Here is a 23,906-nt window from a genome sequence, read left to right as displayed (position 1 = left end):
TCTCCTTCAGTAGTCTAGCGCCCGCTTGGCGGCGTTGAGGATGCGGGTGACGCTGGGCAGGTAAAGCTTGTCCTGGGCGTAGGGGTAAGGGGTGTCAAACCCCGTGACCCGGATGGGGGGAGCGAGGAGCATGTCCAGGATGTCCTCGGCGATGGTGGCCGCCACCTCGCTCACGAAGCTGGCGTGCCTGGGGGCGTCGGAGACCAGGACCACCCGCCCCGTCTTGGCCACGGAGCTCATCACCGCCTCGTAGTCCCAGGGCATGAGGCTCCGTAGGTCCAGCACCTCGGCGGAAACCCCGGCCTTGGCAAGCTCCTCGGCGGCCTGGAGCACCTCGGGCATCACCGTGCCGTAGCCGATTAAGGTGAGGTCCTTGCCCTCCCGCCGCAGGGCCGCTTTGCCCAGGGGCAGGACATAGTCTTCCTCCGGCACCTCCTCCTTCACCGAGCGGTAGAGGCGCTTGGGCTCCAGGAAGACCACGGGGTCCTCGTCGCGGATGGCGGCCTTCAAGAGGCCCTTGGCGTCGTAGGGGGTGGAGACCGCCACCACCTTGAGCCCGGCGGTGTGGACGAAGTGGGCCTCGGGGCTTTGCGAGTGGTGGTGCCCGCCCTTCACCCCGCCCCCCGAGGGCATGCGGATGACCAGGGGAGCGGTGAACTGTCCCCCGGAGCGGTAGCGGAGCTTGGCCACCTGGCTCACCAGCTGGTCAAAGCCGGGGAAGATGTAGTCGGCGAACTGGATCTCCGCCACGGGCCTCAGGCCGTGGGCGGCCATGCCCAAGGCCGCCCCCACGATGGCCGCCTCGGAGAGGGGGGTGTCCATGACCCGGTCGGGGCCGTACTTCTGCAAAAGCCCCTCCGTCACCAAAAAGACCCCGCCCCTTTTGCCCACGTCCTCCCCCAGGACCACCACCCGGGGATCCTTGGCCATCTCCTCGTCCAGGGCCCGGTTGAGGGCCTGCACCATGGTCATGAGGGCCATGCCGCCTCCTAAAGCTCTTCCTTGAGGAGGGCCTCCTGGCGCTTTAGGTGCCAGGGCTTTTCCGCGAAGACGTCGTCAAACATCCACTCCGGGGGCACGGGGCCCGCTTCTTCCGCCTCCTTAAGCCCCCGTTCCAGTTCGGCGCGGATCTCCGCCTTCAGGTCCTCCTCCCATTCCAGGGTCCAGAGGCCTTGGGCCTCGAGGAAGCGCTGGAACCGGAGGATGGGGTCCCGCTTCCGCCAAGCCTCCACCTCCTCCCGGGGGCGGTAGCGGCTGTCGTCGTCGGCGGAGGAGTGGGGGCCGTAGCGGTAGACCCGAAGCTCCACAAGGCTTGGGCCTCCCCCCAGGCGGGCCCGCTCCACCGCCTCCTTCACCACGTAGTAGCTGGCCAGGACGTCCATCCCGTCCACCAGGTAGCCCAGGATGCCGAAGGCGTGGGCCTTCTCCGCCAGGGTGGGGCTATGGGTCTGGCGGGCGTAGTCCACGCTGATGGCGTAGAAGTTGTTCTCGGCGATGAAGACGGCGGGCGCTCCCTGCACGGCGGCGAGGTTGATGCCGGCGTACCAGTCCCCCTCGCTGGTGGCCCCGTCGCCGAAGGTGCAGACCGCCACCTGCCCCGTGCCCAAAAGCTTCATGCTGAGGGCGGCCCCCACGGCGGGAGGCACGTGGGAGGCGATGGGGCTCGCCACGGTGAAGTAGTTGAGGGGCTTGGAACCGGGGTGCTCTGGCATCTGGCGGCCCTTGTTGGGGTCGGCCCGGGTGGCCAGCATCTGGCCGAAGAGCTCCTTTATGGGGACGCCCAGGGCCAGGGCCAGGCCGTGGTCGCGGTAGTAGGGGAAGACCCAGTCAAAGCCGGGGCGGATGGCGTGGGCGATGGCCACCTGGGCCGCCTCATGGCCGGCGGCGGGGGCGATGAAGCTGGTCTTGCCGGTGCGGATGAGGATGGTGTAGCGCTCGTCCAGCATCCGGGCCGCCAGCATGTCCCGGTAGAGGCGGCGTAGCTTTTCCTCCCCCAAGTCCAGGGGAAACTCCCCTAGCCACTCCCCCTTCTCCCCGAGGAGCCTTATGGGCTCGGGGGTGAAGGGCTGGAACCTGCGGGTTTCCTTTACCATAGCACCCTCCTTGCGTGGCGCTTGTGGCGCCGGGAAGCCCGCCCTGGGTAAGGGCTTGGGCCTCCTTTTCGGGGGTGGGCTTGGCCCCACTTTCCCTTCGCCCCGAGTATACCCCGTTAGGATGGGGGTGTGCGCCTGCGGGTGGTGGCGGTGGGAAAGCCCAAGCTGGCCTACGCCCGGCTTGGGGTGGAGGAGTACGCCCGGCGGATTGGGCGGTACGCTCCCCTCGAGGTCCTCTTCGTCAAGGACGAGGACCTCCTTCCCAGGGCGGAGGGCCACCGCAAGGTGGTCCTGGACGAAAGGGGAAAGCTCCTTTCCACCGAGGGCTTCCTTAGGCTCCTCCAGGGGTGGGAAGGGGAAAAGGTGGCCTTCCTGGTGGGCGGGGCCGAGGGGCACAAGGAGGCGGTGCGGGAGGCGGCGGACTTCCTCCTCTCCCTTTCCCCCCTCACCCTGCAGCACGAGCTAGCCCTTTTGGTCCTGATGGAGCAGCTCTACCGGGTCCTCACCCTAAGGGCGGGCCACCCCTACCACCGGCCATGACCTACGAGGCCTTCGTGCGGCTTGTGGAGGGGCTTTGGGAGGAGATCCCGCCTGAGTTCAAGCGGGGCCTCCAGGGGGTGCACGTTTTCCCTGAGGCCAAGCCCGAGCCCGGGCTTCCCGGGGTGTGGCGGCTTGGGGAATACCTGGACCCCGGGCCTCCTAGCGCCTTGGGCGGCTTTGAGGGCCTCGGGCGGCACATCGCCCTCTATTACGGCTCTTTTCGGGCGGTGGCGGGGCCGGGGTTTGACTGGGAAGGGGAGGTGTGGGAAACCCTCCTCCACGAACTCCGCCACCACCTGGAGTCCTTGGCGGGGCGGGAGGACCTGGTGCGGGAGGACCTCAGGCGCCTGGACGCCTTTCGCCGGGGCGGGCCTCGGGGGGAAGGAGGCTAGGGGCCTCCCCCAGGGGCCGCCGCTCGGCGAAGCCCCCGGAAAGGGGGTGGTAGTGGGCCACCTCCGGCTCCCCCTCCTGCCAGCAGAGGAAGACCACCTCGCCCCCTACCCGGGCGGGGAAGTCCACCAGGCCCCGGTCCAGGTCCTTGAGGAGGACGCCTAAGGAGGCCAGGTGGCGGGCGTCCGCTTCCAGGGAGCCCAGGAGGAAGCGGGCTTCCTCCTCCAGGGCCCGCCGCTTTAGCCCCCGGGCCTCGGGGAGTTGGCTCTGAACCTCCTGGAGTTCGGTCCGGGCCTTGCGCATCTGGGCCAAAACCCGGCGGATCTCGGGCAGGAGGGCGTCCGCCTCTTCCTTGGTGAAGATGCGGGCGAACATACCTGCCCTAATCCTAGCACAAGATGTGAGGAAAATCTAAGCGTGGCTCACTCAAGGTCCAGGAGGACCACCTCCCCCGCCCCCACCCGCACCCCCCCCACCATGAGGCTCCCGTCGGGGAGGACGGCCTCCGCCACCCCCTCCACGGGGCCCTTGGAGGTTTCCACCCGCACCCGGCGCCCCAGGGTGTAGGAGGCCTGGGCGTAGCGGGGGAGGAAGGCTTCCGGGTCTTCCAAAAGGGGGAGGAGGGCCTCGAGGCGGGCCAGGAACCTTTCCAGGACCTCCCGCCGGGAAAGGGGGGTGAACTCCTGCAAAAAGGCCGCCCCTTCCGGGGCCCAGGCCACGTTCACCCCCACCCCCAAGAGGGCGTGGGCCACCTCCTCTCCCTCCGCCTTGGCCTCGAGGAGCACCCCGGCCAGCTTGCGGCCGTCGGGGCTCAGGAGGTCGTTGGGCCACTTGAGCCCCCCCACCCCCACCGCCTCATAGAGGGCGAGGCCCGCGAGGAGCGGGAGAAGCCCTAGGGCGGGGAGGGGGAGGCGGGGCCTTAGGAGGAGGGAAAAGGTGAGGCTTACCCCGGGGCGGCTTTCCCACGTCCTTCCCCGCCTGCCCCGGCCCCTTTCCTGGACTTCCGCCAGGACCAAGGCCCCCTCGAGGGCCCCCGCCTCGGCCCAGGCCCGGAGGGCGTCCTGGGTGCTCCCCACCCGGCCCAGGTAGCGGTAGGGCCTCCCGAGCCGCCCCGGGGGGTGGAAGAGGTGGGGGAGAGGGGTGCCGGGGAGGATGCGGTAGCCCTGCCGGCCCACCTCCAGGGGGAAACCCTCTTCCAAAAGCCGGTGCGCCTCCTTGGAGATGGCGGCCCGGCTCACCCCCAGGCGCCGGGCCAGGGCCTCGCCGCTTTGGAACTCCTCCGTGAGAAGGGAAAGGAGCGCCGGCATCTAGGCCAGTTCCACCTGGGAGAGGTCCCCAAGGATGAGGCGGTGGGCCCGGGGAAGGCCGTTACGGCTTTGCACCCTGGCCCCCACGCCCAGGATGCTCTCCTGGAGGCGCAGGGCCACGTCCTCTAGGGCGGCGTGGTCCTCGAGGATGGAGTACTCCACCTCCGAGCGCACCACCCGTGCCCCCGGCCCCAAGGAGGTGAAGGGCCCCACGTAGGCCTCCTCCACCACCGCCCCTTCCCCGATAAAGGCGGGGCCGATGACGGTGCTCCGGACCACCCTCGCCCCCTTCTCCACCACCACCCGGCCCGTGAGCTCGCTACCCTCCACCTCGCCCTCCACCCTGGGGGAAAGCTCCTCCAGGAGGAGGCGGTTGGCGTCCAGGAGGTCCTTGGGGCGGCCCGTGTCCTTCCACCAGCCCGTGACCTCCACCCCCACCACCCGCCGGCCCCGGTCAATGAGGCCCTGGATGGCGTCGGTGATCTCGTACTCCCCCCGGGCCGAGGGCTTGAGGTCCTGGATGACCTCCAAGACCTCGGGGGTGAAGACGTACACCCCAGCCACCGCCAGGTCCGAGGGGGGGTCTTTGGGCTTTTCCAAAAGGCGCACCACCCGGTCTCCTTCCAGCACCGCCACCCCGAACTGCCTGGGGTCTTCCACCCGCACCAGGGCGATCACCGCGCTCACCCCCTCCTGGAAGGCCTGAAGGAAGCATCGGATCCCCTTTTGGAAGAGGTTATCCCCCAGGTAGAGGACAAAGGGGCTATCCCCCAGGAAGCCCCGGGCCACCGCCACGGCGTGGGCCAGGCCCTGGGGCTCCTCCTGGAGGACGTAGCGCACGGGGTATCCCGATAGGGCCTCGCGGATGTCCTTTTCCGTTTCCGGGGAGACCACCACCCCAATTTCGTCCACCCCCGCTTCCCGCAGGTTTTCCACGGCGTAGTGGATGATGGGCCGGCCCGCCACCCGGATCACCGGCTTGGGACGGGTGTGGGTGAGGGGGCGGAGCCGCGTGCCCCGCCCGGCGGCCAGGATGAGCCCCTTCATGGGCCGAAGTATACCTCGTACAATGGAGTTGGACATGTCCAGCGCCCTCACCCGGGTGGCCTACGCCTACGATCGCCTCCGGGCCTACCCGCCCGAGGTGGCGGGCCGCATCGCCACCGCCATGGCCAACGCGGTCTCCGGCCGGGGGGAGGAGCCCGTCCTTTTGGAGCTCGGGGTGGGCACGGGGCGCATCGCCCTGCCCCTCATCGCCCGCGGCTTTCCCTACATCGCCTTGGACGTGAACCCCGCCATGCTGGAGGTCTTCCGCCAGAAGGCGGCGGGGGTGATGCGCAAGGTGCGGCTTTTGGAGGCGGACGCCCGGGCCATCCCCCTGCCGGGGGAGAGCGTCCACGGGGTCATCGTGGTCCACCTCTGGCACCTCCTTCCCGACTGGCCCAAGGCCTTGGCCGAGGCCCTAAGGGTGCTCAAGCCTGGGGGGGCCCTCCTGGAGGGGTGGGACCAGGTGGAAGCGGCGGAGGAGTGGGCCCTGCAGGAGCGCTGGCGGGCCTTGGTGGCGGAGGACGGCGTGCGGGTGGAAAGGGGCCTGCACCAAAGGCGCCTCGCCGAGGTGGAGGAAGCCCTGAAGCGGCTTGGCCTTAGGCCCAAGGCCCGCCAGGTGGTGGTCTGGCGGGAGGAGCGCACGGTGCGGGAGGCTTTGGAGGCCCTGGATGAGCGCCTCTACTCCTTCACCCAGGCCGTGCCCGAGGCGGTGCACGCCAAGGTGATGCCAAGGCTCAGGGCCTGGGCCGAGGCGGAGTTTGGCGGGCTAGACCGCTCCTTCACTCTGCAAAAGAGCTTTTTCCTGCGGGTGACCCGCCTGGGCTAGGTATCCTGGCCCTATGCGAAGGCTTACCGTGCGCACGCCCCAAGAGGGCCTGGTGAACATCACGGGGCTCGTGGAGGGGGCCTTAGAGGGGCATACGGGCCTCGTCTACCTCTTCGTGCCCCACACCACCTGCGGCCTCTTGCTCCAGGAGGGGGCCGACCCCGACGTGGCCCACGACCTCCTGGCCCGCCTGGAGGAGCTCGCCCCCCGCTTCCACCCCAAGGACCGCCACGCGGAGGGCAACACCCACGCCCACCTGAAAACCCTCCTCACCGGGGTCCACCTGCTCCTCTTCGCCGAGGGGGGTAGGCTTAAGCTGGGCCGCTGGCAGCAGGTCTTCCTGGCGGAGTTTGACGGGCCGAGGACCCGGGAGGTGTGGGTGCGGCCCCTTTAGACCCAGCGCACCTCCTGCACGCTCTTCACCCCCCGGATGGCTTCCAGGAGGGCTTCCCGCTCCCCGTCCTGCACGGTGAGGCGAAGCCGTATGCGGGCCATGGGGCCCAGGATGCGGGTTTCCGAGCCCAGGGCGCTTTTTCCCGCCTCCGTCACCACCTGCATCACGTCCCGGAGGAGGCCTGCCCGGTCCTGGGCCAGGACCTCGAGGGTGGCCACCTTTCCCCCCACCCCCTCCCAGTAGGCCCCAATCACCCGGTCCGCCTCCGGCCCCTGGAGGATGCGCCGCAGGTTGGGGCAGTCCGCCCGGTGGACCGTGACCCCCCGGCCCCGGGTGACGAAGCCCAGGATGGCGTCTCCCTTCATGGGCTCGCAGCAGGAGGCGAGGCGGATGGGGGCGTGGAGGTCTTGCTCCAGGCGTATGCCCCACTCGTTCTTGGGCGCGGGCTTGGGCTTTTCCGGCTTGAGGAGGGCCTTTGGGTAGAGTTTTTCCGCCACCTGCTTGGGGGTGAGGCGGTTTAGGGCCAGGGCCAGGTAGAGCTCCTCGGGGGAAGGGGGAAGGCCCAGGCGCTTGGCCGCCTCCTCCAGCTGGCTGTCCGTGGGTTTGGGAAGCCCTTTGCGCTTCAGGTAGCGCTCCAAGAGGCCTTGGCCCGTTTCCAGGGTTTCCTGGCGCTCCTGGGCGCGGAAGTACTGCCGGATCTTGCTCTTGGCGCTCCGGGTTTTGGCGAACTCCAGCCAGCCCTTGGAGGGGTGGGCGTTTTTGGCGGTGAGGATTTCCACCATGTCCCCGTTTTGCAGCTCGTAGGAGAGGGGGACGATGCGCCCGTTCACCTTGGCCCCCACCATGTGGTGCCCCACCTCGGTGTGGATGTGGTAGGCGAAGTCCACCGGGGTGGCCCCCTTGGGCAGGTTGATGATCCGCCCCTTGGGGGTGAAGACGAAGACCCGCCCCCCCAAAAGGTCCCGGGTCACCGCCTCCACGAACTCCCGGGAGCTGGAAAACTCCTGCTGCCACTCCTGGATGCTCTTGAGCCAGGAAACCCGGCGCTTGATCTCCTCGGGGTCGGTGAGGCCCTCCTTGTAAAGCCAGTGGGCGGCGATGCCGTACTCGGCGATGCGGTGCATCTCCCGGGTGCGGATCTGCACCTCCAGGGGGAGGCCTTCCAGGGCGATGACCGTGGTGTGGAGGCTTTGGTAGCCGTTCGGCTTGGGCACGGCGATGTAGTCCTTGACCCGGCCGGGAATGGGCTGCCAAAGGGCGTGGACCAGGCCCAGGACGTGGTAGCAAACCTGCTTTTCCCTTAGGGCCCGGCCCTCCTCCGTGGGGCTTGGCTTGGGGTCCAGGATGACCCGCACCGCCAGGAGGTCGTAGATCTGCTCCAGGGCCTTTTTCTCCCGCTCCATCTTCTTCCAGATGGAGTAGAGGTGCTTGGGCCGGCCCGTGACCTCAAAGCCCTGGAGCTGGGCCTGGAGGAGCTCGTCCCGCTTTAGGGCCTCCTCCAGGGCGGCCATGGCCTTTTTCACCAGGCGCTCCCGGGCCTCTTGGGTTTCCTGGATGCGGGAGAGGAGGGCCTGGTAGGCCTCGGGGTGGAGGTAGCGGAAGGAGAGGTCCTCCAGCTCCCACTTCAGCTGCCCCATCCCCAGGCGGTGGGCCAGGGGGGCGTAGATCTCCAGGGTTTCCTGGGCGATGCGCTTTTGCTTCTCGGGGGGCATGAACTCCAGGGTGCGCAGGTTGTGCAGGCGGTCCGCCAGCTTCACGATGATGATGCGCACGTCCTCCGCCATGGCGATGAACATCTGGCGGAGGTCCTCGGCCCGCTTCTCCTCCCCCTCGAGGTTGGCCAGCTTGTAGAGCTTGCTGACCTTGGTCTCCCCCTCCACGATGCGGCGCACCGCCGGGCCGAAGCGCCTTTCCAGCTCCTCCGCGGCCACGCCGCAGTCCTCCAGGGTGTCGTGCAGGAGCCCCGCCGCCACGGTGTCGGCGTCCATGCGCAAGGAGGCGAGGATCTCCGCCACCGCCACCGGGTGGGTGATGTAGGGCTCCCCGCTCTTGCGCACCTGCCCCCGGTGGGCCTCCTCGGCGAAAAGGTAAGCCTCCCTCACCTTCTCCCGTTCCTCCGGGGAGAGGTATTCTAGGTGGGGCTCCAGCTTTTCCCAAAGGGCGGGCGCGCGGACCACTATTTTTAGTCTAGCACCCCCCTAGGCGGATAGCTCCAGGAGGAAGGCGGAAAGGCTTGGCCGCTCCAGGAGGGCCACCAGGCTCCGCCCCTCCTTGGGGGCCAGCACCAGGGCCTTTTCCCCAAAGAGCACCGCCACGGGCCCCCGCCTTTGCCCCAGGCTTTGGTCCAGGCGGTCTAGGGCTTCCTTTAGGTTCAGGAGGGCTTCTTTGGGAAGGGGCAAGGGGTCTTCCAGGAAGCCCAAGGCCTCTACCCCAGGTAGCCGGAGCCGGGTCAGGGGGTCTTCCCCGGGCACCAAGGCCCCGAGGAGGGCCTCGAGGTTTTCCTGCCCGATCTCCTTGAGCACCGCCTGGGCCGCCTCCTTTTCCCGCTCCAGCTCCCTTAGGAGGCCTTCCGCCTCACCCAGGGTCTTTTCCACTTGCAAAAGCCCTTTGGGGCCCAGGAGGGGAAGCCGTTCTTTGGCGCTTTGCAGGAAGGCCAGGAGGGGTTTTAGGCGGCGCCGGGTTTCGCTTTCAAAGCCGCTTAAGCGCGCCTCCGCCTGGAAGAAGGCGGTGAGGCGGGTGGTGAGCTCCTCCCGCTTGGCCTCCAGCTTGCGCTTCAGGGCCTGCAGGGCCCGGGCGGTGGGGGTGGGGTCGGGGAGGGGTTTGCGCTTTTCCTCCTCTATGGCCTTTAGGACCGCCTCGCCGCCGAAGCCCACGAAGCGTTCCGCCAGCACCTGGAGGCGAGCGAGCTCTTGCAAGGCCCGTTCCCGGGCCTCGCCACGGGCCTGGGCCATCTTTTGGCGGAGGGCCTCGAGGTCGGGAAGCTCCCCCTGGGCTAGGGCCTCTTCTACCCTTTGCACCTCCTCCCCGAGGCCCAGGGCCTCCGCCTCCGGCTTGAGGGCGAGGAGCGCCCGTCTGGCCTCCTCCAGCTTGGCCTTGAGGGCTTCCTCTTCCCCCTTGGCCTTAAGGAGCTCGGCGTAGCGGGCGCGAAGCTCGGGGAGGGCCTCCGCTAAGCGCTCCTTGGGAAGGGCTTTAAGCGCCTCGGCCAAGGGGGCGAAGGCCTCGCCTTTGGTGGAAAGCTCCGCCAGGAGCCCTTTCCGCTCCTCTTCCAGGCGGACTTCTTCCTCCTTCTTCCGCTTGGCCTCTTCCTCTAGGCGCCTTAGGCTTTCTTCCAAGGGGGAGAGGTCCGGATAGCCTCCCTCCTCGAGGGTTTCCTCCGCCAAGCGCAAGGCGCTTTCCAAAGGCGCCTTGGCCTCCTCGGGAAGGGGAAGAGCCCGGAGGGCCTCCTCCAGCTGGATGAGGCGGGCCCGCTTTTCCGCCCGGAAGTTTTTCTCCGCCTCGGCCAAGGCTTCTTCCAGGGCTTTGAGCCTTTCCCCGGCGGGCGTCCCCGCTTCCAAGAGGGCTTGGACCTCGGCCAGGAGGGGGCTCACCGTGGCCCTTTCTAGAAGGTGGGCGTGGCGGGCGAGGAGGGCTTCCAGCCGGCGCCGCTCTTCCTCCACCTCCAGGGCCTGGATGCGCTGGCTTGCCTCCTCGGAGAGGGGGCCCAGGTCAATGACCAGTTCCCCTTCCAGCTCGGCCGCCTCTTCCACCGTGAGGAAGACGTCCGTGGGGTGCCTGGGCGTTTCGGGGGGGCTTTCTTGGGTTTCAAAGACCATCTCGGGCAAGGTGGGGGCCCGCACGGCGCTGGACTCCAGGAACTTGCGGAGCTCCAGGGCCAGCGCCCTCGCCCGCTCCACCTCCGCTTGGGCCAAAAGCCCTTCCCCGTGGGCCTGACGGATGGTATCCAGGAGGCCTTCCAGGCGTCGCACCTTGGGGCCGCCCAGGTGGCGCACCCGCTCTAAGCTTTCCTCCAGGTGGGCCAGGTCCTTAGCCTGGCGCAAAAGGGCCTCCTCCGCCTTCTCCTCCAAGGCCTCCAGAAGGGCCTTGGCCTCGGCGAGGAGGGCGGGTTCTTTGCCCTGGCGCAGGCGGTTGGTCAGGGCCCGGAGCCGGGCCACCTCCGGCCAGTCCACGTAGAGGCCGAAGCGCTTGAGGCCCCGCTCCAGGTCCTCCAGGGCTAAAGGAGCGTCCTGTATGCGTTCTAAAGTTTCCTCCACCACCCGCCGGGCTTGTTCCGCGGGCAGCCGAGCTTGCAGCTCGCGGAAGACCAAGCCCTTTAGGAGGAACTCCCCGTCCTTGGGGGTGAGCTCGTTCGGGCGCTTGCCCAGGCGCTTAAGGCCTTCGTCCAGCACCACCTCGGCCCTGGGGCCCAAGTGGGGTTGGAGCGCCTTTAGGATCTCCTGGTACACTTCCGGCATCCCCTTTAGCCTACACCCTTTCCAGCCGCAAGGGCTCCCCGAAGTAGAGCTTCTGGTGGGGGAAGGGGATCTCTATGCCCTCCTGGTCCAGGCGCTTTTTGATCCGGCGGCGGAACTCCCGGGCCACCGCCCACTGCTGGGCGGGCTTGGTGTTGAAGAGAACCCGAATCACCACGGAGGAGTCCCCCAGGGCCTGGACTCCCAGGACCTCGGGGGGCTCGGTGAAGCGCTCCCGCCACTCGGGGTCCTGGTGGAAGCGCGCCACCTCGTCCCGGAAGACCTCCAGGACCCGGTCAATGTCCTCCTTGTAGGCCACGCCCACGTCCACCACCGCCCGGCTCCACTCCTGGGTGAGGACGGTGACCTGGCGCACCTCGGAGTTGGGGAAGAAGTGGACCCGGCCCTCGAGGTCCCTCAAGACGGTGATCCGTAGGGTGAAGCGCTCCACCTGCCCGCCAACATTCCCGATCTGGACGATATCCCCCACCCCGTACTGGTCCTCCAGGAGGATGAAGAAGCCGTTGATGAAGTCGCGGATCAGGTTCTGCGCCGCGAAGCTCACCGCAAGCCCCGCCACCCCGGCCCCCGCCAGGAGGGCGGTGACGTTGAGGCCCAGGTTGGAGAGAAAGAAGAGCCCTCCCAAGACCAGGATGCCCACCCGCAAGGCGGATTCGGCCACGGCCCTGAGGGTTTTCCGCCGGACCGCCTCCCGGGTGTGCTCCCCCGTTTCCGGCACGGGGAGCCGGCCGAGGAGGAAAGGGGTGAGGCGATAGCCCAAATAGGTCAGGGCCAGGGCACCTAGGGCCGCCACCCCCTTGGCCCCGGCCCAGCGCACCAGGCTTTCCCCCCAGGTGCGGAAGGGCTCGTGGGGGAGCCCCAGGGCGTGGACCAGGTAAGAAGCCCCCGCCACGGCCAAAAACCCCCACCAGAGGAAGCCCAAGAGGCGGAAAAAAGCGTCGTCCCGCTCCCCGGGCACCGCCTGGGCCAAGGCGGCGAAAAACCTTCCCCCCAGGCGGCCTAAAACCACCACCACCAGCAAGACCAAGGCGGTCTGAACCAGGCTCATGTAGAGGACCATACCCCAAGGGTATAGTGAGGAGCATGGAAGGCCACGCACCCGAGCCCACCTTTACCCTCGAGGGCTGGCACGTCCTCCACGATTTCCGCCGCCTGGACTTTGGGGCCTGGCTCGCTGCCCCCGAGGAGGAGCGGCGCGCCGCCTGGGAGGAGCTACGGGCCATCCTGGCCGAGTGGCAGGAGGCGGAGGCCAAGGGAGAGGGCTCCTTTGGCGTCTACCAGGTGGTGACCCAGAAGGCCGACCTCCTTTTCCTCAACCTCAGGGAAGGCCTGGACGCCCTTTTGGCCGTGGAGGAGCGGCTCAACAAGAGCCGCTTCGCCCGCCACCTCCGGCCCGCCTACGGCTTTTACTCCGTGGTGGAGCTGGGAAGCCAGGCGGGCCCCCTGGACCCCGAGGCCCCCTACGTGAAGCCCCGCCTCACCCCCCGGGTGCCCAAGGGGGGCTACGTCTGCTTCTACCCCATGAACAAGCGCCGCCAGGGGCCGGACAACTGGTACCTGCTCCCCGCAAAGGAGAGGGCCCTCCTCATGAAGGCCCACGGGGAGACGGGGAGGAAGTACCAGGGGAAGGTGATGCAGGTCATCAGCGGGGCCCAGGGCCTGGACGACTGGGAGTGGGGGGTGGACCTCTTCAGCGAGGACCCCATCCAGTTCAAGAAGATCGTCTACGAGATGCGCTTTGACGAGGTCTCCGCCCGCTTTGGCGAGTTTGGGCCCTTCTACGTGGGGAAGTACCTTTCCGAGGAGGGTTTGGCCCGCTTCCTGGGGGTGGGCTAGATGATTTTTAGCTTCGCCCTCTTCCGCCTCCTCCCCGAGTTCCGCCGCCTCGAGGCGGAGCAGCAGGAGCACCTGAAGGAGGATTTCGCCCAGTTCCTCGCCCGCTGGCAGGGGCGGGAGGGGTTCTTGGCCGTGTACAGCCTGGTGGGGTTTTCCGGGGAGGCGGACCTCCTTCTTTGGCAGGGGGCGGAAAGCCCAAAGGCCCTCCAGGCCTTCCGCCGCGAGGCGAACCGCACCCGCTTCCTGGGCTTTTTGGAGCCCGTGGCCCTCCACCTGGACCGAGGGGAGGGGACGCCGGGGGAAGGGGCCTTGGCCCTTTTCCCCTATGGCCTCGAGGCCCCCATCCCCGAGGGGCTAAGGGCCTTGCGCGGGGAGACCCTTTTGGCCCTGGAGGGGCCTTTGGAGGCCCTTTTCCCCCTCATCCTGAAGGAAGGGGGGTACCTGGGCGTGCAGCGCGCGCCCAGGGAGGTCTTGGACGAGCTATAAGGCGGCCCAAAGGGCCAGGCCCCCGAAGAGGAGGAGGCCCGAAAGGAGGGTGAGGAGGGCCGCCTTCCGCGTCTTGCGGAAGAGGAGGCTCAGGAGAAGCCCCGTGAGGCTCACCAGAGCCAGGAAGAGGGCGGAGAGGTCCAGGACCCACCGCCACCCCGAAGGGGTGTCCCGACCCTTGTGCAGGTCGTTCAGAACCGCCACCAGGCCCGCCTCCGTGAGGGTTAGGGTGTAGGCCCCCGTCTTGAGGTCCACCTGGGCGTCGGCCCCGTAGCCGGGGGCGCGGAAGGAAAGCCAGGCTTGGTCGCCGCTTTGCCCCCGGTCTGCCACCCGTCCCCTGAGCCCCAAGGCCCTCAGGTCCTCCGCCAAGGCGAGCCAGTCCACGCTTTCCCCCTCTAGGTAGGGCGCATGGGGGAGGGTGCCGGAGAGCTTCCCCACCTTCCCTTCCCCGAACCACTCGGGGTGGTTCAGGGTGAGGCCTGTCACGGCGAAGAAGAGGATGGAGAGAAAGGCCACCAGGGAGAGGTAAAGGTGCAGGGTCCGGGCCCAGGCGTAAAGCTTGGCCCGCAAGGAGCTCGTCCCGCCCCTAGGCCTTCCGGCCGTAGTCAAGGCGCACCTCCTGGAGTTCCCCCTTCAGGGCGTAGGTCTTTTGGAAGGGCTTTTCCCCGATTTCCACCTTCTCGCGGAAGAGCTCGTAGGGCCCGTGCTCCCGGGCGTACTCCACGCACACGTGGTAGTTCCCTTGGGCCACGGTGCGCCCCCCTTCGTCCTTGCCGTCCCAGGCCAGGGTGTAGCGCCCCGGGGGCCGGGTGGGGCCGGAGAGGGCCCGCATGCGGGCCAGGTCCCCCAGGGCGAAGTAGCGCCTCAGCTCGTTCCACCACCTTTCCCCTTTCCCCGGCATGAGGAAAAGGCCCAGGGTGCGCACCAGGTTGCCCCGCTCGTCCTCCACGTACACCGCCACGTAGGGGGCGCGGTAGCGGAAGCCCCCGCCCTCATAGGCGAAGCTCACCTGGAGTTCCATCCCTTGGGGCCAGGGCTTCCCCTGGGCCCGGGCCATCCCTAAGGCCAAAACCCCGCCCAAAACCCGCCTGAAAAAGCTCCTCCGGCTGTAGTAGCGCTTGAGCATTCTCCCCTCCTATGGGCCGGCCACGGGGCCTTGGGGGGTGAAGAGCACCCCTTGGGCCCGGAAGCGGGCGAGGACTGGAAAAGCCTCCCGTCCCAAGACGAAAAGGGCCTTGGTGAGGCCATCCGCCAGGCAGGCGGAAGGGGCCAGGACCGTGGCCTGGAGCCCGGGAGCGGGCCTTAGGGTGCGGGGGTCCAGGAGGTGGGCCCCCTTGTGGCGCACCCCGCTGGTGGCCACCCCCCCTTGGCCGAGGCGGAGGCGGAAGGCGGGGGGGGCGTTATCGGGACCCAGGGGGTCTTCCACCAGGACTCCGCCTCCCCTGGGCCCTGCCGGGCCAGGTCCCGCCCAGGTTCACCAAGGCGGCCCGGGCCCCCGCCCTTAGGGCGGCCGCCACCGCCTTGTCGGCGATGTAGCCCTTTGGCCAGGCCGTCCAGGTCCAGGGGGGCGAGGATGGCCACCTCTTCCCCCTGGAAGCGCAAGGCCTCACCCCCATGGCGGGGGGCGGGGTGGAAGGCCCCGCCCGTGGCCTCCTGGAGGCTTAGGGCCAGGCGGAGGACCTCCATAAGCTCCGGGCCCGGCCTTCCCCCGCCTTGGCGCACCAGGTGGGTGAGCTCGCTTTCCCGGTGGCGACTGAAGACGCCCTCCAGGCGGCGCACCTCTTCTAAAGCGGCCGCGAGGACCTTTGGCCCCCGGCCCCAGGGCGCTTCCACCTCCACCTCCAGGAAGCTTCCCAGGACGCCTTCCCACCTGGCCCCGTGCCGGCCCATGCCCTAAAGGGTAGGGTAGGGCGGTTAGGCGGGCGTTAGCGGGCCATAACCCCCGGCTAACCCGCCCGGCGCATACTGGAAGCGTGCAGGTGTTCCTCTTGGAGGACGAGCCCCGCCTGGGCCGGGCGGTGGCGGGGGCGCTGGCGGCCCAGGGGTACGGGGTGCGCTGGGCCCAGGGCCTCGAGGCGGCCCGGGAGGCCTTTTTGGAAGGGGAGCCCGACCTCATGATCCTGGACGTGCGCCTGCCCGAGGACCCGGACGGGGGCTTCCGCTTCGCCCAGGAGGTGCGGGAGGCGGGCTACCAGGGGCCCATCCTCTTCCTCACCGCCCGGGACGCCTTGGAGGACCGCGTTTTGGGCCTGGACCTGGGCGGGGACGACTATCTGGTGAAGCCCTTCCACCTGGAGGAGCTCCTGGCCCGGGTGCGGGCCCTCTTGCGCCGGGCCTCCGCGGTCAAGGAAAGCCGGGTGCGCCTTGGGGCTTTGGAGGTGGACCTGGCGGCGCGGGCGGTCTATGTGGGGGGAAAGCGGGTGGACCTCTCCTTAAGGGAGTTTGCCCTTTTGGAGCTTTTCGTCCTCCACCCGGAGCGGGTTTTCTCCCCCGAGGAGGTGGCGGAGAAGGTCTTCGGGGACGGGGAGAGGGTGGGGGCGGTGAAGGTGTACGTGCACTACCTCAGGCAGAAGCTCCACCCCCAGGTGGTGCGCACCGTGCCCGGGGGGTACCGGCTTGGGGATGAGCCTTAGGACCCGCCTGGCCCTTTTTTTGCCCTGGCCATCGGGCTTGCCCTCCTCTTCCAGGGGGCCTTGAGCTACGTGGCCCTTAAGCGCCTGGTGGAGGCGGACCTGGACCGCTCCCTTCTCTTTTACGTTCAGGCCCTGGCCGAGGGGCGGAGGCCCCCTAGGGGCGAGTTCGCCTTCCGCTTGGTGCAGGGGGAGGCGAGGCAGCAGAGCGCCAACTTCCCCGAGCTCGCTGATCTACCCCCGGGGGCCTACTGGCGGGAGGGGTGGCGGGTTTTGGTCCTGGAGGTGCCGGGGGGAACCTTGAGCGTGGCCCGGTACGACCCCGGGGCCGCCTTCGCCCTAAGCCGCTTCCGCCTGACCCTTTTCGGGGTGGGGGGGGTGCTGACCCTCCTCTTCGCCCTCCTTGCCGGGCGCCTGGCGGGGGCCGCCCTCAGGCCCCTTTCCCGCCTCACGGAGGTGGCGCGAAGGGTGGCGGACTCCCAGGACCTGTCCCTGCGCGTGCCTCCGGAGGGCGGGGGGGAGCTTAGGGCCTTGGCCGGGGCCTTCAACCACATGCTGGAGCGCTTGGAGGCCTTTTGGGAAAGGGAGCGGCGCTTCACCCGGGACGCCGCCCACGAGCTGAGGACCCCGGTGGCCGCCGCCCTCGCCCAGGTGGAGGCGGCGGAGCGGGGCTACCTCTCCCAGGAGGAGGCCCTTTCCGCCGCCAAGGAGGAGCTTCTCCGCATGAAGCGGCTGGTGGAGGCCCTTTTGCTCCTGGCCCGGGAGGGAAGGGTGGAGCGGGCGGACCTGGACCTGGCCGCACTGGCCCAAAGGGAGGCGGCGGCCTTCGGCGTGCCCTACCAGGGGCCTCAGACCCTTCCCTTCCAGGGCGATCCCCTCCTCCTGACCCAGGCCCTGAGGAACCTCCTGCAAAACGCCCTCCTCCACGGGGAAGGGAAGGGGGTGCGGGTGGTCTTGGAGGTGGCGGGGAAGGAGGCCACCTTATCGGTCCTGGACCAGGGCCCGGGGATGCCGGAAGAAGCCTTGAAGGAGGCGGGCCGCCCCTTCTTTAGGGCCTCGAGGGCTCCCGGGGAGGGGCTTGGCCTGTCCGTGGCCAAGAAGGTGGCGGAGGCCCACGGGGGGAGGTTGGAACTTCTTCCCAACGCCCCCTCTGGCCTGGTGGCCCGGCTGGTCTTGCCCCTGGCCGAGGCTTAGCGCAGGCGCTTTAGGGCCTCCTTGATGAGCTCTTGCGCCTTGGCCTTGGGGTTTTGGGCCAGGAGGTCCAGGACCACGCTCCGCGCCTGCCCCTCCTTGAAGCCCAAGGCGGCCAGGGCCAACACCGCTTCCTCCGCCGCCTCGCTTTCCACCTTTTCCCCGGTGAGGAGGCTTGGGGGGACCTTGCCCTTGAGCTCCAGGGCCAGGCGCTCGGCAAGCCGCCGCCCCACGCCGCTTGCCGCGGTGAGGAGCCTTAGGTCCCCTTCCATTAGGGCCCGGGCCAGGAGCTTGGGGGTAAGGGCGGAGAGGAGGGAGAGGGCCACCTTGGGCCCCACCCCGCTCACGGAGAGGAGGAGTTCAAAGAGGGCGAGGCTTTCCTCCTCGGGGAAGCCGAAGAGGGCGAGGCCCTCCTCCTTGAGCTGGAGGTGGGTGTGGACCGCCACCTCCTGGCCCTCCCGCAGGCTTGCCAGGAAGGGGCCTGGGGCTTGGACGAAAAACCCAACCCCGCCCACCAGGAGGAGGAAGCCCCCCTCCTCCTTCTTGAGGACCTTCCCCTGGAGGTAGCGGATCATCGGCCTTGGAAGCGGGGTGGGCGCTTTTCCCTAAAGGCCCTCACCCCTTCCTCGTGGTCCAGGGTGCGGCCCGCCTCCCCTTGCAGTATGGCCTCGAGGCCCAAGGCCTCCTCCAAGGAAAGCCGATAGGTTTCCAGGAGGAGCTTCCGCGTGAGGACGTAGGCCCGGGTGGGGCCTTGGGCCAGTTCCCGGGCCAGGGCCAGGGCCTCCTCCATGAGCCTTTCCGCCGGCACCACCCGGTGGACGAGGCCCAGGGCCAAGGCGTCCTCGGCGGAAAGGCGCGGGGAGAGGAAGAGGAGCTCCTGGGCCTTGGCGAGCCCCACGAGCCGGGGTAGGAGGAAGCTCATCCCCGAGTCCGGCACCAGCCCGATCCGGACGAAGGCGGTGGTGAAGGTGGCCCCGGCGGCGGCCAGGCGTAAGTCCCCCCAAAGGGCGAGGCTCATCCCCGCCCCCGCCGCCGGCCCGTTCACCGCCACCACCAGGGGCTTTTCCAGGCCGCTCAAGGCCTCCACCACGCGGTTGTAGCGGCGGAGGTGGGCCTCGTAGTCGGGCTTTTCCTCGCCGAACTCCGTGAGGTCCTGCCCGGCGGAGAAGGCCCGCCCCGCCCCCGTGAGGAGGACGGCCCGCACCCCGGGGTCCCGGTTCGCCTCGGCTAGGGTTCGGTGAAGCTCCTCCAGGAGGGCGCCGGTGAGGGCGTTGAGTTTCTCGGGCCGGTTCAGGGTGAGGAGGAGAACGCCGTCGCTTTGCTCCTTCAGGACCATGGTCCCATTGTAAGGGATGGCGCACCTACACCGGCTTTTGGTGTAGCGTAGATGAAGGGGGTATACCGCCCCTTGAGGAGGCAGGATGGAGCTCACGCTGGAAAGCCAAGGCTATCTGGAGGCCCTCTACCGGGCGTACCTGGAGGACCCTTTTTCCCTGCCGGAGGAGTGGCGGCGCTACTTCACCGCCTGACCCTCGAGGACGGGCGACGAGAACGCCTGCCCCCAACGTCCCCGTGGCGGAGGCGGTGGACCTAGGCTTCCTCCTTAAGGTGGAGCGCCTGGTCCAGGCCTACCGGGAGCTCGGGCACCTGGCGGCCCGGATAGACCCCTTGGGCGGGGAAAGGCCCAGGCCCAAGGCCCTCGCCCTGGAGGCCCAGGGCCTGTCCCAAAAAGACCTTTCCCGGCCCCTTCCCCCCCTTTTTGGCGCCCCCACCTTGGGGGCCCTCCTGGAGCGGCTAGAGGCCACTTACCTGGGTCCCGTGGGCTTTGAGGTGGCCCACGTGGAGCCCGAGGAAAGGGAGTGGCTCCTCGCCCGCATTGAGGCTCCTTGGGAAAGCCCCTCCCCCGAGGTGCGCCGCCGCATGCTGGGGGCCTTGATGCAGGCGAGCCTCTTTGAGGCCTTCTTGCAGCGGAAGTACCTGGGGGCCAAGACCTTCAGCGCCGAGGGCTTGGAAAGCCTCATCCCCCTCCTCAAGGAGGCGGTGGTGGAGGCGGCCCGGCACGGGGTCAAGGAGGTGGTCTTGGGCATGGCCCACCGGGGCCGGCTCAACGTCCTGGCCCACGTGGCGGGGAAGCCCTTTGAGCGCATCTTCCGCGAGTTTGAGGAGATCTTCCCCGAGGGCTACAGCGGGGACGTGAAGTACCACCTGGGCTTCTCCAGCGACCAGGAAACCCCTTACGGCAAGGTCCACGTTTCCTTGAACTTCAACCCAAGCCACCTGGAGTTCGTGAACCCCGTGACCCTGGGGCGGCTTCGCGCCAAGCAGGACCGCTTCGGGGACCGGGAGCGGCGGCGGGGCCTGGCCATCCTGGTCCACGGGGACTCCGCCTTCATCGGCGAGGGGATCGTGCAGGAAACCCTAAACCTTTCCCAGCTTCCCGGCTACCGGGTGGGGGGGACCCTGCACGTGGTGGCCAACAACCAACTGGGCTTCACCACCCTTCCCTCCGAGTACACCTCCTGCCGCTACCCCACGGACATCGCCAAGATGGTGGGGGCCCCCGTCTTCCACGTGAACGCCGAGGCGGTGGACGAGCTCTGGTTCGTCCTGCGCCTGGCCCTGGAGTACCGGAGCCGCTTCGGCAAGGACGTGGTCATTGACCTGGTGGGCTACCGCCGCCGGGGGCACAACGAGACGGACGAGCCCACCTTCACCCAGCCCACCCTGTACGCCCGCATCGCCCAAAGGCCCGAGCCGTGGAAGGTCTACGCCGAAAGGCTCGAGGCGGAAGGGGTGGTGCGGAAGGAGGAGCTCAAGGCCCTGGAGGCGGCCTACCTGGAGCGGCTGGAAAGCGAGTTCGCCCGGGTGAAGGCGGAGCCCGGCCCCGTGGTGCCCCATGGGCTTTCCGGCCTCTGGCAGGGATACGTGGGGGGGCCGGACCACCTGGTGCCCGAGGTGGAGACCGGGGTGGCCAAGGAGGCCTTGCGCAACCTGCTGGTGCGGCTCGCCACCCTGCCCGAGGGCTTCCAGGTGCACCCCAAGCTTAAGCGCTTCCTCGAGGCCCGCCTGGAGATGGCGGAGGAAAAGCGGCCCCTGGACTGGGCGGCGGCGGAGGCCCTGGCCTTCGCCACCCTGGCGGCGGAAGGGCACCGGGTGCGCCTCACGGGGCAAGACGCCCTAAGGGGCACCTTCACCCAGCGCCACGCCGCCCTTTACGACTACCGCACCGGGGAGCGCTACATCCCCCTGGAGCACCTGGCGGAGGGTCAGGCCCCCGTGGAGATCCACAACTCCCCCCTCTCCGAGGCCGGGGTCTTGGGCTTTGAGTACGGCTACAGCCTGGACTACCCCGAGGGGCTCATCCTCTGGGAGGCCCAGTTCGGGGACTTCGCCAACGTGGCCCAGGTCTACATTGACCAGTTCCTGGCCAGCGCCGAGGCCAAGTGGGGGCGGCTTTCCGGCCTCGTCCTCCTCCTGCCCCACGGCCTGGAGGGCCAAGGCCCCGAGCACTCCTCCGCCCGGCTGGAGCGCTTCTTGCAACTTGGGGCCAAGGACAACCTCCAGGTGGCCTACCCCACCACCCCCGCCCAGTTCTTCCACCTCCTGCGCCGCCAGGTGAAGCGCCCCATCCGCAAACCCTTGGTGGTCATGACCCCCAAAAGCCTCCTCCGCCACCCCGAGGTGGTGTCCAGCCTGGAGGAGCTCGCCCAAGGCCGCTTCCAGAAGGTGATCCCCGAGCGGGTGAAGGGGGCGAGGAAGGTCCTCCTCACCTCGGGCAAGGTCTACTACGAGCTTTTGGCCAAGAGGCGGGAGCTGGGGGCGGAGGACGTGGCCATCCTTCGCCTGGAACTTCTTTACCCCTTCCCGGAGGAGGAGCTTAAGGAAGCCCTCGCTCCTTACCCCAAGAAGACCCCCGTGGTGTACGTGCAGGAGGAACCCGTCAACCAGGGGGCCTGGTGGTACCTTTCCGCCCGCTTCTGCGGGGAGATCTTCGGCCACCCCTTCAGCGTGGTGGCCCGGCCCGAGTCCCCAAGCCCCGCCGTGGGCTCGTCCAAGGTCCACCGGCTGGAGCAGGAAGCCCTTTTGGAAGAGGCCTTCAAGTGAGGAGGTAAAAGGTGGAAGAGCTCAAGGTGCCCTCCGTGGGCGAAAGCATCGTGGAAGTGGAGATCGGCGCTTGGCTGAAGCAAGAGGGGGAAAGCTTTGCCCAGGACGAGCCTTTGGTGGAACTCATCACCGACAAGGCCACCCTGGAGCTCCCCGCCCCCTTTCCCGGGACCCTGAAGAAGGTCCTCAAGCGCACCGGGGAGACCGCCCGGGTGGGGGAGGCCATCGCCCTCCTCGAGGCGGGGGCGGCGGAGGCCAAGCCTCAGGCCCAAGCGCCCCAGGAAGCCCCCCAGGCTTCCACGCCGGAGCCCTTGGCCATGCCCGCCGCCGAGCGCCTCATGCGGGAGAAGGGGGTTTCCCCGGAAGCGGTGCAGGGCACGGGCCTGGGCGGGCGCGTCCTTAAGGAGGACGTGATGCGCCACCTGGAGGAGCGGGAAGCCCCCAGGCCCCCCGAGCCCGCGCCGCCTCCTCCGCCTTCCGGGCCGGTGCCCCCGCCCGCTCAGGCGCCCGCCGACAAGCCCTGGCGGGTGAGCGAGGCGGTGCCCATGACCCCCTTGCGCCGCCGCATCGCCGAGCGGCTTCTTCTGGCGCGGCAGACCACGGCCATGCTCACCACCTTCAACGAGGCGGACATGTCCGCGGTCATCGCCCTAAGGAAGGAGCTTGGGGAGGCCTTCCAGAAGAAGCACGGGGTGAAGCTCGGCTTCATGAGCTTCTTCGTCAAGGCCGTGGTCCAGGCCCTCAAGGAGATCCCCGAGCTCAACGCCGAGATCCGGGACAACGCCATCGTCTACCACCGCTACTACGACATCGGCATCGCCGTGGGCGGGGGCGAGGGGCTTGTGGTGCCGGTGCTTCGGGACGCCGACCGCCTCTCCTGCGCCGAGATTGAGCGGCAGATCGCCGACTTCGCCGAGCGCGCCCGCACCAAGAAGCTCAAGCCCGAGGAGCTCATGGGGGGCACCTTCACCATCACCAACGGGGGCATCTACGGCTCCTTGAACTCCACTCCCCTCCTGAACCCGCCCCAGGTGGGCATCCTGGGCATGCACGCCATCCAGGAAAGGCCCGTGGCCCGGGAGGGGCAGGTGGTCATTCGGCCCATGATGTACCTGGCCCTTTCCTACGACCACCGCATCGTGGACGGGCGCGAGGCGGTGACCTTCCTCCGCCGGGTGAAGGAGCTCATTGAAAACCCGGTGCGGCTCCTCTTGGAGGTGTAGCGTGTACGATCTCTTGGTCATCGGGGCGGGCCCCGGGGGGTACGTGGCCGCCATCCGGGCGGCGCAGCTGGGCCTGACGGTGGGGGTGGTGGAGAAGGAGAAGGCCCTGGGAGGGACCTGCCTCAGGGTGGGGTGCATCCCCTCCAAGGCCCTTTTGGAGACCACGGAGCGCATTTACGAGGTGAAGAAGGGCCTCCTGGGGGCCAAGGTGGAGGGCCTTTCCCTGGACCTTCCCGCCCTCCTCGCCCACAAGGACAAGGTGGTCCAGGCCAACACCCAAGGGATTGAGTTCCTCTTCAAGAAAAACGGCGTCGCCCGCCACCAGGGCACGGCCCGCTTCCTCTCCGACCGCAAGGTCTTGGTGGAGGAAACGGGGGAGGAGTTGTCCGCCCGCTACATCCTCATCGCCACCGGTTCCGCCCCCCTCATCCCCCCGTGGGCCCAGGTGGACGGGGAAAGGGTGGTGACCTCCACCGAGGCCCTTTCCTTCCCCGAGGTGCCGGGGCGCCTCGTCGTGGTGGGGGGCGGGGTGATCGGGCTGGAGCTCGGGGTGGTCTGGCACCGCCTGGGGGCGGAGGTCACCGTCTTGGAGTACATGGACCGCATCCTCCCCACCATGGACGCCGAGCTTTCCCGGGCGGCGGAGCGGGTCTTCAAAAAGGAGGGCCTGAAGATCCGCACCGGGGTGCGGGTTACCGCCGTGGTGCCCGAGAGCAAGGGGGCCCGGGTGGAGCTTGAGGGGGGGGAGGTCCTCGAGGCGGACCGGGTCCTCGTGGCCGTGGGCCGCAGGCCCTACACCGAGGGGCTTTCCCTGGAAAACGCCGGGCTTTCCACGGACGAGCGGGGGAGGATACCTGTGGACGAGCACTTGAGGACCCGTGTGCCCCACATCTACGCCATTGGGGACGTCATAAGGGGGCCCATGCTCGCCCACAAGGCGAGCGAGGAGGGGATCGCCGCCGTGGAGCACATGGCCACGGGGTTTGGCCACGTGGACTACCAGGCCATCCCCAGCGTGGTCTACACCCACCCCGAGGTGGCGGGGGTGGGCTACACGGAGGAGGAGCTAAGGGAACGGGGCATTCCCTATAAGGTGGGGAAGTTCCCCTACTCCGCCAGCGGCCGCGCCCGGGCCATGGGCGAAACGGAAGGGTTTGTCAAGGTTCTGGCCCACGCCAAGACGGACCGCATCCTGGGGGTCCACGGCATCGGGGCCCGGGTGGGGGACGTGCTGGCCGAGGCCGCCTTGGCCATTTTCTTCAAGGCGAGCGCCGAGGACCTGGGCCGCGCTCCTCACGCCCACCCCTCCCTTTCGGAAATCCTCAAGGAGGCGGCCCTGGCGGCGTGGGAGAAGCCGATTCACCTGTAGG

General features: G+C 68.7%; 25 protein-coding genes and 1 pseudogene. 12 read left to right on the top strand and 14 right to left on the bottom strand.

The window, feature by feature from the left end:
• Positions 1-6: 6 nt before the first annotated feature.
• Together QT17_RS09555 and QT17_RS09550 are read right to left on the bottom strand one after the other, a co-directional pair.
• A complete protein-coding gene (locus QT17_RS09555; protein WP_039459499.1) occupies positions 7-981 on the bottom strand; it encodes an alpha-ketoacid dehydrogenase subunit beta in 975 nt (324 codons plus the stop codon).
• 8 nt (positions 982-989) lie between these two features.
• Positions 990-2,093, bottom strand: coding sequence for a thiamine pyrophosphate-dependent dehydrogenase E1 component subunit alpha (locus tag QT17_RS09550; RefSeq protein ID WP_039459497.1), 1,104 nt, complete (start codon positions 2,091-2,093; stop codon positions 990-992).
• A 129-nt stretch (positions 2,094-2,222) separates the two neighbouring features.
• Here QT17_RS09550 and QT17_RS09545 point away from each other — a divergent pair, with 129 nt between their 5' ends.
• Both QT17_RS09545 and QT17_RS09540 read left to right on the top strand, forming a co-directional pair.
• Positions 2,223-2,633 carry a 23S rRNA (pseudouridine(1915)-N(3))-methyltransferase RlmH gene (locus QT17_RS09545; RefSeq protein ID WP_039459495.1) on the top strand — a complete coding sequence of 137 codons (411 nt, stop codon included), beginning with the start codon at positions 2,223-2,225 and terminating at the stop codon, positions 2,631-2,633.
• A complete protein-coding gene (locus QT17_RS09540) occupies positions 2,630-3,025 on the top strand; it encodes a metallopeptidase family protein (protein WP_039459494.1) in 396 nt (131 codons plus the stop codon). Before QT17_RS09545 ends, QT17_RS09540 begins: the two co-directional genes overlap by 4 nt.
• Here QT17_RS09540 and QT17_RS09535 read toward each other — a convergent pair.
• From QT17_RS09535 to QT17_RS09525, 3 genes are read right to left on the bottom strand one after another with little or no spacing between them, the layout of a single operon-like run.
• Positions 2,973-3,398 (bottom strand): DUF2203 domain-containing protein, encoded by a 426-nt coding sequence (locus tag QT17_RS09535; RefSeq protein ID WP_039459492.1) that lies wholly within the window; start codon positions 3,396-3,398, stop codon positions 2,973-2,975. The genes QT17_RS09540 and QT17_RS09535 overlap by 53 nt on opposite strands.
• A gap of 47 nt (positions 3,399-3,445) precedes the next feature.
• On the bottom strand, positions 3,446-4,330 hold the full coding sequence (locus QT17_RS09530; RefSeq protein ID WP_039459490.1) for a biotin--[acetyl-CoA-carboxylase] ligase: 885 nt from the start codon (positions 4,328-4,330) through the stop codon (positions 3,446-3,448).
• On the bottom strand, positions 4,331-5,377 hold the full coding sequence (locus tag QT17_RS09525; protein WP_039459488.1) for a glucose-1-phosphate thymidylyltransferase: 1,047 nt from the start codon (positions 5,375-5,377) through the stop codon (positions 4,331-4,333).
• Positions 5,378-5,411: 34 nt separating this feature from the next.
• Between QT17_RS09525 and QT17_RS09520 the strand changes: the two genes are divergently transcribed.
• Both QT17_RS09520 and QT17_RS09515 read left to right on the top strand, forming a co-directional pair.
• Entirely contained in the window at positions 5,412-6,203 is a 792-nt protein-coding gene (locus QT17_RS09520) for a class I SAM-dependent methyltransferase (RefSeq protein ID WP_039459487.1), read from the top strand.
• Between the two features lie 13 nt (positions 6,204-6,216).
• Positions 6,217-6,597, top strand: coding sequence for a secondary thiamine-phosphate synthase enzyme YjbQ (locus QT17_RS09515; protein WP_039459484.1), 381 nt, complete (start codon positions 6,217-6,219; stop codon positions 6,595-6,597).
• Here the strand turns inward: QT17_RS09515 and QT17_RS09510 are convergent.
• The 3 genes from QT17_RS09510 to QT17_RS09500 are packed head-to-tail and all read right to left on the bottom strand — an operon-like array spanning position 6,594 to position 12,114.
• On the bottom strand, positions 6,594-8,774 hold the full coding sequence (locus tag QT17_RS09510; RefSeq protein WP_052155196.1) for a bifunctional (p)ppGpp synthetase/guanosine-3',5'-bis(diphosphate) 3'-pyrophosphohydrolase: 2,181 nt from the start codon (positions 8,772-8,774) through the stop codon (positions 6,594-6,596). The genes QT17_RS09515 and QT17_RS09510 overlap by 4 nt on opposite strands.
• Positions 8,775-8,795: 21 nt before the next feature.
• Entirely contained in the window at positions 8,796-11,048 is a 2,253-nt protein-coding gene (locus tag QT17_RS09505) for a hypothetical protein (RefSeq protein ID WP_039459478.1), read from the bottom strand.
• 10 nt (positions 11,049-11,058) lie between these two features.
• Positions 11,059-12,114: a mechanosensitive ion channel family protein gene (locus QT17_RS09500; RefSeq protein ID WP_039459702.1), complete on the bottom strand. Its 1,056-nt coding sequence runs from the start codon at positions 12,112-12,114 to the stop codon at positions 11,059-11,061.
• Positions 12,115-12,149: 35 nt separating this feature from the next.
• On the opposite strand from QT17_RS09500, the gene hemQ reads away from it, so the two are divergent.
• Together hemQ and QT17_RS09490 are read left to right on the top strand one after the other, a co-directional pair.
• The gene (gene hemQ, locus QT17_RS09495; RefSeq protein ID WP_039459476.1) at positions 12,150-12,902 is read left to right on the top strand and encodes a hydrogen peroxide-dependent heme synthase; all 753 of its coding nucleotides are present in this window, start codon (positions 12,150-12,152) and stop codon (positions 12,900-12,902) included.
• Positions 12,903-13,388: a chlorite dismutase family protein gene (locus QT17_RS09490; RefSeq protein WP_039459472.1), complete on the top strand. Its 486-nt coding sequence runs from the start codon at positions 12,903-12,905 to the stop codon at positions 13,386-13,388.
• On the opposite strand, the gene QT17_RS09485 is transcribed toward QT17_RS09490, so the two are convergent.
• From QT17_RS09485 to QT17_RS09475, 4 genes are read right to left on the bottom strand one after another with little or no spacing between them, the layout of a single operon-like run.
• On the bottom strand, positions 13,383-13,997 hold the full coding sequence (locus tag QT17_RS09485) for a PepSY-associated TM helix domain-containing protein (protein ID WP_039459470.1): 615 nt from the start codon (positions 13,995-13,997) through the stop codon (positions 13,383-13,385). The two genes, QT17_RS09490 and QT17_RS09485, sit on opposite strands and share 6 nt — an antisense overlap.
• Complete coding sequence (locus tag QT17_RS09480) at positions 13,975-14,514, bottom strand: DUF2271 domain-containing protein (RefSeq protein ID WP_039459468.1); 540 nt, start codon at positions 14,512-14,514, stop codon at positions 13,975-13,977. The genes QT17_RS09485 and QT17_RS09480 overlap by 23 nt, the downstream gene beginning before the upstream one ends.
• 9 nt (positions 14,515-14,523) lie before the next feature.
• Positions 14,524-14,802, bottom strand: coding sequence for an FAD:protein FMN transferase (locus QT17_RS14490; protein WP_235283906.1), 279 nt, complete (start codon positions 14,800-14,802; stop codon positions 14,524-14,526).
• Complete coding sequence (locus QT17_RS09475; RefSeq protein WP_235283876.1) at positions 14,691-15,278, bottom strand: FAD:protein FMN transferase; 588 nt, start codon at positions 15,276-15,278, stop codon at positions 14,691-14,693. The genes QT17_RS14490 and QT17_RS09475 overlap by 112 nt, the downstream gene beginning before the upstream one ends.
• A gap of 83 nt (positions 15,279-15,361) precedes the next feature.
• Here QT17_RS09475 and QT17_RS09470 point away from each other — a divergent pair, with 83 nt between their 5' ends.
• Both QT17_RS09470 and QT17_RS09465 read left to right on the top strand, forming a co-directional pair.
• Positions 15,362-16,021, top strand: a complete 660-nt coding sequence (locus tag QT17_RS09470) for a response regulator transcription factor (RefSeq protein ID WP_039459465.1) — start codon at positions 15,362-15,364, stop codon at positions 16,019-16,021.
• A pseudogene (locus QT17_RS09465) lies at positions 16,011-17,212 on the top strand (ATP-binding protein). Before QT17_RS09470 ends, QT17_RS09465 begins: the two are co-directional and overlap by 11 nt.
• Here the strand turns inward: QT17_RS09465 and ruvA are convergent.
• Together ruvA and QT17_RS09455 are read right to left on the bottom strand one after the other, a co-directional pair.
• Positions 17,209-17,784 carry a Holliday junction branch migration protein RuvA gene (ruvA, locus tag QT17_RS09460; protein WP_039459462.1) on the bottom strand — a complete coding sequence of 192 codons (576 nt, stop codon included), beginning with the start codon at positions 17,782-17,784 and terminating at the stop codon, positions 17,209-17,211. The pseudogene QT17_RS09465 and the gene ruvA overlap by 4 nt on opposite strands.
• Entirely contained in the window at positions 17,781-18,545 is a 765-nt protein-coding gene (locus tag QT17_RS09455) for an enoyl-CoA hydratase (protein ID WP_039459460.1), read from the bottom strand. Before QT17_RS09455 ends, ruvA begins: the two co-directional genes overlap by 4 nt.
• An 85-nt stretch (positions 18,546-18,630) precedes the next feature.
• Here QT17_RS09455 and QT17_RS15035 point away from each other — a divergent pair, with 85 nt between their 5' ends.
• The 4 genes from QT17_RS15035 to lpdA are packed head-to-tail and all read left to right on the top strand — an operon-like array spanning position 18,631 to position 23,905.
• Positions 18,631-18,738: a hypothetical protein gene (locus tag QT17_RS15035; protein ID WP_369792386.1), complete on the top strand. Its 108-nt coding sequence runs from the start codon at positions 18,631-18,633 to the stop codon at positions 18,736-18,738.
• A 43-nt stretch (positions 18,739-18,781) separates the two neighbouring features.
• The gene (locus QT17_RS09450; protein ID WP_369792385.1) at positions 18,782-21,313 is read left to right on the top strand and encodes a 2-oxoglutarate dehydrogenase E1 component; all 2,532 of its coding nucleotides are present in this window, start codon (positions 18,782-18,784) and stop codon (positions 21,311-21,313) included.
• Positions 21,314-21,324: 11 nt separating this feature from the next.
• On the top strand, positions 21,325-22,536 hold the full coding sequence (odhB, locus tag QT17_RS09445) for a 2-oxoglutarate dehydrogenase complex dihydrolipoyllysine-residue succinyltransferase (protein ID WP_039459459.1): 1,212 nt from the start codon (positions 21,325-21,327) through the stop codon (positions 22,534-22,536).
• 1 nt (position 22,537) lies between these two features.
• On the top strand, positions 22,538-23,905 hold the full coding sequence (lpdA, locus tag QT17_RS09440) for a dihydrolipoyl dehydrogenase (protein ID WP_039459457.1): 1,368 nt from the start codon (positions 22,538-22,540) through the stop codon (positions 23,903-23,905).
• Position 23,906: the final 1 nt, after the last annotated feature.

Source organism: Thermus sp. 2.9 (genome assembly GCF_000794385.1).
Lineage (GTDB): Bacteria > Deinococcota > Deinococci > Deinococcales > Thermaceae > Thermus > Thermus thalpophilus.
This window is presented reverse-complemented; position numbering and strand designations above follow the sequence as displayed.